Annotated in this window: 3 protein-coding genes; 1 reads left to right on the top strand and 2 read right to left on the bottom strand. The window is 64.9% G+C overall.

What is annotated here, in order from left to right:
• Positions 1 to 212: 212 nt before the first annotated feature.
• Positions 213 to 6266: a translocation/assembly module TamB domain-containing protein gene (locus NKH06_RS25775; protein WP_352894533.1), complete on the bottom strand. Its 6054-nt coding sequence runs from the start codon at positions 6264 to 6266 to the stop codon at positions 213 to 215.
• 3 nt (positions 6267 to 6269) lie between these two features.
• On the bottom strand, positions 6270 to 8198 hold the full coding sequence (locus NKH06_RS25770) for an autotransporter assembly complex protein TamA (RefSeq protein ID WP_352894532.1): 1929 nt from the start codon (positions 8196 to 8198) through the stop codon (positions 6270 to 6272).
• 272 nt (positions 8199 to 8470) lie between these two features.
• Here NKH06_RS25770 and NKH06_RS25765 point away from each other — a divergent pair, with 272 nt between their 5' ends.
• The gene (locus NKH06_RS25765) at positions 8471 to 13969 is read left to right on the top strand and encodes an alpha-2-macroglobulin family protein (RefSeq protein WP_352894529.1); all 5499 of its coding nucleotides are present in this window, start codon (positions 8471 to 8473) and stop codon (positions 13967 to 13969) included.
• Positions 13970 to 14103 lie beyond the last annotated feature (134 nt).

Here is a 14103-nt window from a genome sequence, read left to right as displayed (position 1 = left end):
GATGTCAAAGACGGCGTGGATTGAGAACATGTTAGGGAATGTGCAACTTTGAAAGGGGAGCGGTTCGCGTGATAACGACAGTCTTGGCGCAAATTTGCTACTGTCCGATGGATTCTTCTGGAATCTCGATAGTCGATTAAACTGAGACATTTACTCCAGCCCGAACAGCGCCAGAATCGATCCATCATGAGGCCAAAAGCCCTGCCGAATTATCAGTATTCCTTCTCGTAGAAGATGCCGCCCTTGGCTTCGCCGGCATCGTTGGCCTCGCCGCGCAGCTTGACGCCGCGCCCGACATTGAGGTCGATCGTAGCCTTGCCCGAGCCCGGCTTGTCGCCCTTCTGGATCGTGACATAGGTGCGGTCGTTGAGGTATTTGCCCGCCGAAACCGCCGTGCCGCCCTGGTCGTCGGTGGTGACGTCGAGATCGTCGACGCCAATGGCGCTGCGCAGGTTTTCCAGAAGCGACGTCGAGCCGCCGACGCCGGCCAGTTGCCCGGCGGCCTCGGCTAACTGGGCGATCTGCAGCGGCGACAGGTTCGACATCGAGCGGCCGAAGATCAATTGCGCCAGCACCTCGTCCTCGGGCAGCGCCGGCACCGAGGAGAAGGTGAACTTCGGATTGGTCGCTTCGCCCGACACCACGATGGTGACGGTGGCGCTGGTCGTCGTCGTGGTCGCCGTCAAATTGAGATAGGGCACCAGCGAGCCGGAAAACCCGACCGTGCCTTCGGTGAAGGTCAGCCGCTTGCCGAGGATCGACAGCCGTCCGCGCTGCAAGGTGAAGGTGCCGACCGCTTGCGGCGACGAGGCCGGGCCGGTCAGCCTGAGCGAGCCGCCAAGTTCGGCATCGACGCCCCTGCCCTGGATGAAGATCTGGTTCGGGGCGTTGACCGTGACATCGAGCGCAAGGCCGCTACCGCCGCCCTTGCCGCTGGTCGTCGGCGGCCGCAGCGCCTTGTCCTGTGCCTTGACCGCAGCTGGCGCGTTCTTGTGCTTGACGTCGAGCGCCGCCAGCGAGCCCGGCAATTTGTCCGGAACCGTGATCACCGTCTTGGCGAGATTCACGGTGCCGGCAATGACCGGTGCGGAGGTCAGCGGTCCCTTGATCGTCAGGTCGCCCCCGAGATTGGCGGTCACCACCCTTCCGTCCGTATAGCGGCCGTCGACCAGCTTGATCGACAAATCGGCCGGAAAACCCTGCGCCGGGTTGATGCCGACCGTGCCGCTGGCCGACAGGCTGCCGCGCGTCGACAGCGTTCCGGTCAGCCGGTTGATCCTGGCGACGCCGCCGGCAATCGTGACATCGGCGGCGAGATCGTTGACGGCGAGGCCGGAGCGCGCATCGACAAGGCGCGCACCGGAGGTGCTGACGCTGCCACCGATGACGGGCGATGTCGCGGGACCGCGCACCTGCACGTTGACATTGGCGGTTCCAGACAGCGACAGGCCCTGCGCGGCAAGCTTCTGGCTGAGCAGGCCGAACGGCACGGCTCCATTGAAATCGAGCGCCAGCGTCGGCGTGCCTGCCGTCGTCACCGTGCCGCCGCCCTTGAGACCTAGGCCGGCTGCACCGCTGACATTGGCGTTGAAGGTCAGCTTGCTGGCGGCAAAGGTGCCGGATGAGGAAATATTCACCGCGCCGACACCAGCACCTCGGGTCTGCGAGGTCTGCACCCCGGCCGCGTCGATCTTGAAGGCAATGGCAGGGTTCGCCGGCGCGCCCGTCACCTTGACCGTGCCCGAAATCGAGCCGGCGGCGTCGAGCCCCGGCGAGAAACTGTTGGCCAGCGACATCGGCACCCGCGCCAGTGTCGCATTGATGTCGAGCGCCGTGCCGACCTTGCCGGTCACCGTCGCCGTGCCACCCCCAAGGTTGAGCACCAGCCTGTCCAGCGTCGTCGTGCCATTGGCGATGCTGACGGTCGAGGCTTGGGCAATGGCCGCCTTGATGCCCTGGACGGTCGCCTGGCCGGAGGCAAGCTCGATGGTCGTCGTGCCGTTGGCCACTTTCACGCGGCCAGCAGCCTGTGCCGGAATGCCCTTGACTGTGGCGCCGCCGGAAAAACCGGTCCAGTCGCCGTCGCGCTTCAAATCGACATCGATGCCGCTGATCACGGTGCCGCCCGACGTGACGGTGTCGGCGCGGATCTTTCCGGAGATCACGGGCGCCGCCAGATAGTTGGCGACCAGCGCATCGATCGAGACGGCTTTCGCCTGCAGGTCGCCGCGCGTAATCGACGCTGTCGCCGCCTTGATGGCGACCTGGGGTGCTGCGCCATTCTTCGAGAAGGCAATCGTGCCGCGTACGTCGCCTTCGGCCTTTTCCAGCGCCAGTGCCGCCAGCGGTCCGATATCAGGCAGGTCGAGCGCGATGGTGCCGACCGGCACGAACTTCTCGTCCAGTGCCAGATCGCCTGAAATCCTGTTCTTGCCGAGCGACAGCAGCAGCCCGTTGATGGCGCTCTTGCCGTCAGCCGTCGCCAGCACCGCGCTGCCTTGCAGCGCCTGGCCGGCGACATTGCCGGTCAGTTGCACGTTGGCTGCCGGATTGGCGGCATCGGCCTTGCCGGTGGCGGTCAGCTTCAACCCGGTGATCTCTCGCGCCGCCACCAGCAGCCTGTCGCTGTCGACCGTCAGTGACAGGTCCGGCGCGGTGGCCGGCCCCTGTGCCTTCAACGCAAAGGCGATGGCGCCCTTGGCATCCTTCGACAGCAGAGAGATGTCGCTCAGCGCGCCCTTGATGTCGGCGGCCACCTTGTTGTCGGCAAGGCTGGCTTGCCCGTCGGCGGTCAGCGCACCCGAGGTCAACTTCAATCCGCCTATGTTGATGCTGCCCCTGGGATCGCGCTTCAGCGTGGCGCTGATCTCAGCGCGTTCGCCAAGGATGCCGCGCGCCGCCGCCGGCAAGGCCGACGATGGGGCATCCGCCTTGAGATTGAGGTCGATGGCACCGTCTCGCAGCGATACCTGGCCGGCGACCTGGCTGTTCAACGCATCGCTCTTCAGCGAGCCGCTGTCGATGGCAAACAGGTCGGCCGTCAGGCGGCCGCTGACGGCTGCCGTGACCTTGCCGGCGATCAGCGGCGCGATCACCGGATTGTCGAGACCGACCTTGTCCACCGACACTGTGCCGGAAACCGGCCCTGCACGGTTCTTGAGATCGAACGCATCCGAATGCAACGCCAGGGCAAGCCCGTCCACCCTCGCCGGACTGGTGACGATCGAGGGCAGGATCGCGGAGACATCCAGGCGGGCCCGCGTGCTCTCGCCCGCCACCTTTGCCGACAAGGACTGAACCTCGATCTTGACCGGGCTCTCGGCGCTGCCGACAGTCAGGGGCAAGCTGGGGCCGGATGATATGAGATCGAGCACAAAATCGCTGGCGCCGTTCGGGTTGAGGGTGCCGGTCGCCTTGCCGGAAATCTTGTCGCCGGTCAGCGTCGCCTGATCGAGCATCACGCCGCCGGCAATCGTGTAGCTGCCGGCCGCATCGACGGCGAGCGGTCCGAGCCCGGCCTGCCGGGTCTGGCTGGTTTCGATTCCGGCCAGTTGCGCATTGAAGCGGACATCGGGCGCGGCCGGCGGTCCGGTCACACCAGCCGTGCCGCTGAGCGTTCCCACAGCATCGAGGCCGGGCGAAAATTCATTGGCGAGCGCCGCGGGCAGTGCCGAAAATTGCGCCGCGAGGTCGAGCGTCTGGCCGGCGGTACCCGACAAGGTCACCGAACCGCCGCCGACATCGAGCGCCAGCCTTTCGATGCTGGCCGTGCCGTTGGCAATGCTCAGTGTCGACGCCTGGGCGATTGCCGCCTTGATGCCGCGAACAGTGGCTTCGCCCGAGGCAATCTCGATGCTGGTCGTGCCGTCGGCGATCTTCACCCGGCCGGCAGCGGTTGCCGGAATGCCAGCTATGGTGGCGCCGCCGGTGAAATTGGTCCAGTCGCCATCGCGCTTCAGGTCGACGCCGATATCGCCGATTTCGGTGGTTCCCGAGGTGACGCTGCCGGCCTTGATCGAACCGGCGATCGCAGGCGCCTTGAGATAATTGGCGATCAGCGCATTGACAGTGATGGCCTTGGCCGTCACCTCACCGCGCGCGATCGACGTGCTCTTGGCATCGATCGCAACGGAGGGCGCGTCGCCCTCCTTGGCAAAGCGGATGGTGCCGTCGATATCGCCCGTCACCGCTTGCCCGGCCAGTGCGGCCAGCTGGTCGATGGCAGGTGCATCGAGCGTCAGCGTGCCGAGCGGCATGAATTTGTCGTCGAGCGCGAGATCGCCCGAGACCTTGTTGTCGCCCAGCGAGACCAGGAATCCGTTGATCGAACGCTTGCCTTCGCTTGTCACCAGCGCTGCTTTGATGTCGAGCGGCTGGTCGTCGACGGAGCCGGTCAGCGATACGTTGGCGGCGGGACTGTTGATATCGGCCTTGCCGTTTGCCGTCAGCTTGATGGTCTTCACCGTGCGGCCCGATGCCGTCAGGCTGTCGCTATCGGCGGTAACCGTGAAATCCGGCGCCGTCATGGCGCCACTTGCCGACAGCGCGAAATCGACGCTACCGGCAACCGGCACGCCGACTGTCGGCGACAGCACGGAAACATCGCCCAGTTTGCCCTTGATGTCGGCCTGGATGTCGGTGCCTTGCATGCTGGCCGTGCCGGCGGCGCTGAGCGTGCCGGACGTGAATTCGATCGAGTTGGCGGCGAAGGATCCCTGCGGATCGCGGGTCGCGCTGGCTGAGAATTTCACCCGGGCGCCTAGCACCGAGGCGATCTGCGGCGGAAAGGCCGTCGCCACGGCATCCGCGTTCATCTTCAACTGCATCGACAGGTCGGCAAGCGCCACCGTCGCCGTCAGCGAGGCGTTGAGCGCGTCGGAACGCAGCGTGCCCCGGTCGATGGCAATGGCATCCTTGCTGACCGACCCGGCCAGAGCGACATCGATCTTGCCGGTGATCAGCGGCGCCAGCGTCGCCACGTCGGTGTTGAGGCCGCCCGCCTCCAGCTTGACGGTGACCGGCCCGGCGCGGTTCTGGATGTCGAAGCCGTCGGAATGGATCTGCGCCGCCAGATCATCCAGCCGCGTGCCGCCGGCGACGATGGAGACGAAGGAGGCGCCGATGTCGATGATCGGCGCCTTGCCGTCGCCGAAGGCGCGGGCGGTGGCATTGCTGATCGCCAGCGTGATCGGCTGCGCCTTGCTGCCGACGCTGATCACCACGGGTGGACCCTTGGCGGCGAGTTCGACCGAGAGGTCGCTGGCGCCGGCAGGATCGACAATGCCGGTCGCGGTGCCGTGCACCGCATCGCTGTCGATGTTGGCGCGGTCGACACTGACGCCACCGGCCGATGTGGCGGTGCCGGCAACGTCGAAACTGGTCTTGCCGGCAAACAGCGGCTTCAAATTCTCCGGCAGGAAGCGCGCGAAATCACCGTCGCCCTTGGCCTCGATATGATTGCCCTTGTCGGTCAGTTGATGGCGACCCGTCAGCTGGGTGACGATCTTGCCGTCGACTGAGAACGTGCCGATGCCGTTCCAATTGGCGAGCGGCCCGGTGCCCGAGACATTTATGTCGACCGGCGGCGTGTCGGGCAGCTTGAGCAGGTTGGCGATGATACCGCCTGCCGGCTCCGAGGCCTTCAGGTCGAGATCGAGCCTGTTGTCCGCCGGCGCAAAGTGGATCTTGGCGTCGACATTACCTTGCTTGCCGTCATGGCGGGTGATGTTGAGCACCGTCTCGACCGCCAGTGGCGCGGCATCGGCCTTGACCGATCCCTTGGCCGCAAGCTCTGCGATGCCGCTGCCGGCAAGGTCTTGCCCCAGCGCGATTTCGGGCAGGTCGATCTGCTTGATGTCGATGGAAACCGGCAGCGTCGTCGTGCCGCTCGGCGCCGGCTGTTGCGTGCCGGCCACCGGCAGGCGGGCCAGTTCGATGCGCTCGGCAGCGATACGGTCGGCGCTGAAGCTTTTCGACAGCAGCGCCAGCGGCGACCAGTCGACGGCCACCTTGCGCGCCACCAGCCAGGCGCCCTCGCGATCCTCCAGCACGACATGATCGACGCTGAGCGCCCCGGACCAGATGCCGTCTATGCCGCTGACCGTGATCTTGCGGTCGTCGTTCGAGGCCAGCCGCGAAATGATGCCGGCGAGATTGTCGCGGCCGCGCTCGGTCTTGGTCAGCACCACCAGCGCGCCGATCGCTCCCGCAACCACGATCAGCAGCGTGTAGAGAACAATGCGGAGGATGCGCCAGACTGTTTTCATCGCTCAGAATGCCTGTCCGATGCCGGCATAGATGCCGAAATGCGGGTCACCCGGATCGCGGTTGAGCGGCACGGCGGCATCGATGCGCAACGGCCCGAACGGCGTGACATAGCGCAGGCCGACGCCGGCGCCGACCTTGACATCGGAGAAATCGGGGACCGACTTGGTCGACACGGTGCCGGCGTCGACGAACGGCACGATGCCGATCGTATCGGTGATGGCGATGCGCATCTCGACCGAGGTTTCGAAGAATGACAGGCCGCCGATCGGCTGGCCGGTGAAATCCTTCGGACCGATGCCCTGATAGGCGTAGCCGCGCACCGAGCCGCCGCCCCCGGAATAAAAGCGCCGGTCGGCCGGCACATGTTCGAGGCTGGTGCCGACGATCGAACCGATGGCGACACGTTCGGCCAGCACGAACTTCGAAGCCGAATCCAGCGACTGATAGGCCGACCCTTCGCCCTTCAGCTTCAGGAACGCCGCACCGCTCAAAATGTCGTAGCTCGGCTCGGCATAGGCCAGCACCCGGAAGCCGCTTGTCGGGTTCAGCCGGTTGTCCCGGTTGTCGTAGACATATTGCAGCGGAATGCTGGCGATCAGGTATTTGTGCTTGCCAAAAGCATCGTGGATGCGGGAATAGTCGAGCGCTACCTCGGCGGAAACCGTCTGCTTCTTGGTCAGTTCGTAGGACAGGCCGGTGCTGCCCTTGACCGAGAAATGGTCGTAGGCGTCAGGATGTTCGAGCACCGTCTTGACGCTGGCGAAGAACTTCGATGCCGGCCCGATCACGCCCGGCTTTTCGAACATGATGCCGGCATTGTAGTTGAGCTCGCCGAGATCGTTGCTGCCGATGCCGCTGATCTTGCCCTCGATGCGCAGCTTCTCGGCCCGGCCGAACAAATTGCGGTGGCCCCAATAGCCCTCAAGGCCCAGCCCCTCGGTGTTGGAAAAAGTGCCGCCGACGCCGAAATAGCGTGGCTTGCGCTCGCTGACCTGGACGCCGATCGGAATGTTGCCGTCGGCATCGAGCGTGTCGGCTTCCTTGAACGTCACGCTGTTGAAGACCTCGAGCGCCAGCAGCCGGTCGCGCGCGTCGTCGATTTCTTGCGGCGAGTATTGCCGGCCGCGCTTGAGGCCGGTCATGTATTCGGTGAAGTCGCGGTCGACCTTTTCGGTGCCTTCCACAGTGGTGTCGCCATAGCCGGCGACCGGCCCGGCGGCGACCGTCAGCGTCACGTCGAGCGTCGAGGTGGCATGGTCGGCGACGATCTGGCGGTCGGTCACCTTGGCCAGCGGCCTGCCTTGCTCTTTCAGCGTCCGCACGATCAGGGCTTCAGCCTTGAGCACAGCGCCGGATCCGGCATCGCCGCCTGAAATCAGGCCGTAATCGGCGCTCATCAGCCCTGCCGCATCGCCCTCAAGGTGGATATTGCCCAAGGTGAATTTCGGCCCGGTGACAATGTCGATGACCACGGGAACCGGCTTCGGCCCCTTGAATTCGGCATCCGGCGGCAAATCGTCGAGCGGCTTGCCGTCGATGGTGACGGTGACGACGCCTTCGTAACGGGCATCGGCATAGAGCGCGGCGACAAGCTGTTCGCGGTCGCTGCGCGCTTTGGCCATCAGTCCGAGCGAACCGGAAACCGGACGCTCCTCGTCACTCTTCAGCGCCGAGGCATTTTCGAGCTTCTTGACCAGATCCTTGTCGGCGTCGGGGGCGGAAATGGTCACGGCGTACCGCAGAGGATCGACGATATCGGCATCCTCGTCGCTGGACGACCCCCACAGCTTGATGCCGAAAAGCTCGAAAGCGGCCGCCGGGCGCGATTCGGCGGCGAGCACGGTCGAGCACATCATGGCCAGCAGCAGGGCGCGCGGAAGCGCACGCCCTGGCGCGCGACCTCCTGACATCTGCTCTTCATGCGCCGGCATTAAGACAACCTAGATTACAAAACTAAAATTGGAATGAAGTTCTGAAGCGCTCGTAAAGGGGCCACAATCCAATTGTCTGAAATAGGGCGGGCTTGGAATTCACACCTTTTGCGTCGCCGCAAGAAAGCGTGATCCCCTGTCCTATGGAGGTACTACCGGTCATCGGCCGGAAAGGAAACCGTTGGCAGGCGGAACCCTGCCGCGTCCTCGTGTTGACAAGCCTGACTGAAGCTTGATCATGCCCGGACGTCAGCTGTGTCTGGAGGGGTGTTATGGCAATGCGCGCGGCTCGTGGTCTTTCGATTCTGATTCTCGTGTTTTTTGCCTGGGCCAATGTCCTGGCCTGGAGCAGCGCCGCGCAAGCGGCCGAGGCCCGGCGAATAGCGACAACTGACAATTCCGATTATTTCGGCTTTGATCTCAGGTCCGACCAGAATGTGACAATCGACCAGTGCAAGACGACATGCCTGGGAGACCCGGCCTGCCGCGCCTTCACCTACAACAAAAAAGCCAAATGGTGCTTCCTCAAATCCGACTACAACCATTTGAAAACCTTCAACGGCGCGGTCGCGGGCAAGGTCGTCAACATCGATGGCGACCCTGATATCGGCGCGCCGCCGGAACTCGCCTTCTTCCCCAACTGGATGTCCGATCAGGCCCAGCAATACCGCAACAAGCTGCTCGGCCCGGCCTATGACAGACCGACAGAAGGCATGGCTGCCTTGCTGAGCGCCGCCGAACAGGCCGTGCTGACCGGCGATCACCGCTCCGCCATGCTGAAATACGAGGCCGCGGTCTCGGTGCTGCCCGATGATGGCCAGCTCTGGCTCGACCTGGCGCGTGAAACGCTGGCCGTTCAGCCCGCCGCAAGCACCTCCGAAGCATCCACTTTGCCGGCGAACGGCACGTCGGCCGCTTTCAATGCCTATAAATTGCTGCGCACCACCAAGACGCGCGCCGAAGTGCTGGCGCTGCTCGGCAACGGGCTCGACAAGCGCGATCTCTACCGGCCGGCGCTGCAGGCCTATGAGGCCAGCCTTGCCCTGAACCCTTCGCCGGCGGTCCAGGCCGACTATGCCGATCTCAAGGCCCGCAAGGGTTTTCGCGTCATCGACCATACCGTCGACGCCGACACCAGCGCGCCGCGCATCTGCGTGCAATTCTCCCAGGATCTGGTCAAGACCGGCGTCGACTACGCGCAGTTCGTCACCGTGGACAATGCACCGCCCAAGGGCGTCGAGGCCAAGGACAAGCAAATCTGCGTCGAAGGACTGGAGCATGGCCAGCACTACGACGTCACCTTCCGCGCCGGCCTGCCGGCGGCAATCGGCGAAGTGACCGCGGCCCCCGTGGTGCTGTCGATCTATGTGCAGGACCGCGCACCGTCCGCCCGCTTCACCGGTGACAGCTTCGTGCTGCCGGCTGGCGCGCGCCGTGGCATTCCGATCGTCACCGTCAACATGAACGCCGCCGAGATGAAGCTCTATCGCATCGGCGATCGTTCGCTCGCCCAGCTTCTGTCGGGCTACCAGTTCCTGCACCAGCTCGACGGCTATGACATCTCCAACATTTCCGAGCAGATGGGCGCGCCGGTCTGGCAAGGCCAGCTCGACATCGCCAATGATCTCAACAAGGAGGTCACCACCTCCTTCCCGGTCGACGAGGCGGTGCCGCAGCGCAAGCCCGGCGTTTACGTGCTGACCGCCCAGGCCGTCAACGACAAGAGCGACGACTACAATTCGATGGCCACGCAATGGTTCGTCGTCTCCGACATCGGCCTGTCGACTTATACCGGCCAGGACGGGCTCAATGTCTTTGCCCGTTCGCTGGGCAGTGCCAAGCCGATAGCAGGCGCCGAACTGACCCTGGTTGCCAGGAACAATGAGGTTCTCGGCACGGCGACATCGGATGCTGACGGCCATGCCGTCTTCAACCCCGGCCTGACGCGCGGCGACGGCGGCATGGTGCCGGCCGTGCTGATGGCCAAGCAGGGCGACAATGATTTCGTCTTCCTCGACATGGGCCGGGCCGGCTTCGATCTGTCCGACCGCGGCGTCACCGGGCGCGCGGCGCCCGGTGCGCTTGACGTCTATGCCTGGACCGAACGCGGTATCTACCGCGCCGGCGAGGATGTTCATGTCGCGGCCCTTGCTCGCGACGGCGCCGCCAAGGCAGTCGAGAACCTGCCGCTGACCTTCATCTTCTCGCGCCCCGACGGTGTCGAAAACCGCCGTATCGTCAGTGACGGCGCATCCGCGGGCGGCCATGCCGTCGACCTGCCGCTCGAACCCAACGCCATGCGCGGTACCTGGTCGGTGTCGATCTACACCGATCCCAAGCAGCCGGCGGTGGCCAGCCACATGTTCCTGGTCGAGGATTTCGTACCGGATCGCATCGAATTCGACATGAAGGCCGACAAGCAGGAAATCGCCCTGGGCGAAACCGCCAATATCGACATTGACGGCCGCTTCCTCTATGGCGCTCCGGCGGCCGGCCTGGCGCTGGAAGGCGAGCTGACGCTGTCGACGTCGCGCGACTGGGACCGCTTCCAGGGCTTTTCCTTCGGTCTCGCCGACGAGCAGTCGGCCGAACCCACGGTCACCCCCCTCGCCGATCTGCCGGTGGTCGGCGATGACGGCAAGGTGACCTTCCCGGTCTCCGTCGACCAACTGCCCTCGACCACCAAGCTGGTCGACGCCAAGGTGACGGTGAGGATGCGCGAATCCGGCGGCCGCGCCATAGAGCGCTCGCTCAACATCGGCATCCGCCCGCAAGGCCATATGATCGGCATCCGTCCGGATTTCGCCGACAATGAAGTGCCGCAGGGTGGCACCGCCAAGTTCAGCCTGATCGCCGTCGATCCCGACGGCAAGCGCGAGGCGCTGAAAGGCGCGCAGTGGACGCTGGTCAAGGTCGAACGCAATTACCAGTGGTACCGCTCCAACAATTCCTGGAACTACGAGCCGGTCAACTTCACCAAGTCGATCGCCAACGGCCAGGTCGACCTCAGCGCCGACGGCGACGCAACGGTCTCCGTGCCGGTCGACTGGGGTCAGTACCGCCTCGAAGTCGAGACATCGGATCCCGAGGGACCGGCGACAAGCTACGAGTTCGATGCCGGCTGGTATGTCTCCTCGACCACCACCGAAACGCCTGACGGCCTCGAAATCGCCCTCGACAAGGACAATTATGCCGCCGGCGAAGTGGCCAGGCTGAAAGTCTCGCCGCACTTTGCCGGCGAACTTCTCATCAACATCGGTTCCGACAAGCTGTTGAAGACCGTCACGGCATCCGTGCCGGCCGGCGGCAGCACGGTCGACATCCCGGTCGGCGACGACTGGGGCGCCGGCGCCTATGTCACCGCAACCCTGTTCCGGCCCGGCGAGGCGCAGGAAACGCGCATGCCGGCGCGCGCCATCGGCGTGAAATGGCTGAAGGTCGATCCGGGCTCGAAGAAGCTCGCCGTCACCTTGACGCCACCGGACAAGACCATGCCGCGCCAACAGCTGTCGATCCCGGTTTCGGTCGCCGGCGTGCAGCCGGGCAGCAATGCCTATGTCATGGTTGCCGCCGTCGATGTCGGCATCCTCAACCTGACCAACTACAAGGCGCCGGATCCGGAGAACTGGTTCTTCGGCCAGCGCATGCTGGGCATGGAAATCCGCGACATCTACGGTCGCCTGATCGACGGCTCGCTTGGCAACACCGGCAAGCTCAGGACCGGCGGCGACGGCGCCAACATGCAGGCGCAAGGCAGCCCGCCGACCGAAAAGCTGGTCGCTTTCTTCTCCGGTCCTGTCGAGCTCGACGCCGACGGCAAGGCGCGGATCGACTTCGACATCCCACAGTTCAACGGCACCGTGCGCGTCATGGCCGTCGCCTGGACCAAGGAAGCGGTCGGCCACGCCCAGTCCGACGTGATCGTGCGCGATCCCGTCGTCATCACCGCCGGACTGCCGCGCTTCCTGGCGCCCGGTGACGCCGCCGTCATGCGCATCGATGTCGCCGACACCGATGGTCCGGCCGGCGACTACGCCTTCTCGATCGAAACGACGGGCGACCTGTCGACGGGCGACAAGCCCCTGCCCCAGAAGCTGACGCTCGCCCAGGGCAAGCGCCAGACGCTGACCGTGCCGCTGATCGCACAGACGGCCGGCAATGCCTCGCTTACCATCAAGCTCGCCCATGCCGACGGCACCAAGGTCGAGCAGACGCTCTATGTACCGGTGCGTCCGGCGCAATTGCCGGTCACCACCCGGCTGGTGGTCGACCTCAAGGGCAATGGCGGCGCGCTGCGCGTCGACAAGGAACTGCTGGCGGCAAGCCTGCTTGACGGCGCCTCCGTCAGCGTCGGCGTTTCGCAGGCGGCAGCCTTCGACGTGCCGTCGCTGCTGATGACACTCGACCGCTACCCCTATGGTTGCGCCGAGCAGACCACCAGCCGCGCCATGCCGCTTCTCTACGTCAATGAGTTGGCATCCGGCATCGGCATGGCCAGCGATCCCGATATCCATGGCCGCATCCAGGACGCCATCTACAAGGTTCTGAGCTATCAGGCCTCGGGCGGCAGCTTCGGCCTGTGGGGTCCGGGCTCCGGCGATCTGTGGCTCGATGCCTATGTCACGGACTTCCTGACCAGGGCGCGCGAGCAGAAATACGACGTGCCGAGCCTGGCCATGAACCAGGCGCTGAGCAATCTGCAGAACTCGCTCGGCTACGACCAGAGCGTCCAGGACCGTGGCAGCGAGATCGCCTACGCCCTCTACGTTCTGGCCCGCAACAAGAAGGCCTCGATCGGCGACCTGCGCTACTATGCGGACACCCAGCTCGAAGCTTTCTCAAGCCCGATGGCCGTTGCCCAGCTGGCGGCAAGCCTGGCGCTCTACGGCGATACACCGCGCGCCGAAGCCACCTTCAAGACTGCCTTGCAGTTGGCAAAGTCCACCACCGACTACGACTACTACCGCTCCGACTACGGCTCGCGGCTGCGTGATGGCGCGGCGATGCTGGCGCTGGCGGCGGAATCCAAGCCGGTGCCGACAATCGTGCCGGAACTGATCAAGCTGGTGACCAGGGAACGCGCCGAAGCCCGCTGGACCAGCACCCAGGACGAATCCTGGATGCTGCTTGCGGCCCGCGCGCTGAAGGAAGGCAATGATTCGATCACGCTGGCCGTCAATGGCGCGGCGCATTCCGGCGGCTACTCCAACCAGGTGGAAGGCTCTGACCTGGCCGACAGCCCGCTGACCATCGCCAACACCGGCAAGACCCCGCTGCAGGCAGTCGTTACCACCGTGGCGTCGCCGGTCCAGCCCTTGCCGGCCGGCGGCGACGGCTTCACCATCAGCCGCACCTACTACAAGCTCGACGGCACCGAGGCCAATGTCACCGAGGCGACGCAGAACGAACGCTATGTCGTCGTGCTCAAGGTCAACGAGCAGAACAAATGGCCGTCGCGCCTGCTGGTCACCGACCTGTTGCCGGCCGGCTTCGAGATCGACAATCCCGGCCTGGTCTCCAGCGCCCAGCTGACGAACTTCTCCTGGCTGGCGCAGACCGATGCGGCCCATCTCGAATTCCGCGACGACCGTTTCGTCGCGGCGTTCAACCCGGCCGATGGCGATCATGACCACAATCTGACACTCGCCTATGTCGTGCGCGCGGTGACGCCGGGTACCTATGCGCACCCGGCGGCAACGGTGGAGGACATGTACCGGCCGCAATATTCGGCCCGCACCGCCACCGGCATGATGGAGGTCAAGGCGCCGTAAGGCTCCGATGGTGATGGACGCGATAAGCAAAGTGCCCCCTCACCCGCCCTCCTCTTCGCTCGGTCGACCTCTCCCCGAGGGGAGAGGAGACGACCAGCGCCGGCGCCAGTCTCTTCTCCCCATCGGGGAGAAGG

The organism is Mesorhizobium sp. M1342 (genome assembly GCF_040317955.1).
Taxonomy (GTDB): domain Bacteria; phylum Pseudomonadota; class Alphaproteobacteria; order Rhizobiales; family Rhizobiaceae; genus Mesorhizobium.
The sequence above is the reverse complement of the archived record's forward strand: the minus strand, read 5'-3'. Positions and strand labels throughout refer to the sequence as shown.

What these genes read in the sequence shown, in the direction of transcription:
- NKH06_RS25775 (WP_352894533.1), bottom strand. Translation starts at nt 6,266, where the DNA reads ATGAAAACAGTCTGGCGCATCCTCCGCATTGTTCTCTACACGCTGCTG.
- NKH06_RS25770 (WP_352894532.1), bottom strand. Translation starts at nt 8,198, where the DNA reads ATGCCGGCGCATGAAGAGCAGATGTCAGGAGGTCGCGCGCCAGGGCGT.
- NKH06_RS25765 (WP_352894529.1), top strand. Translation starts at nt 8,471, where the DNA reads ATGGCAATGCGCGCGGCTCGTGGTCTTTCGATTCTGATTCTCGTGTTT.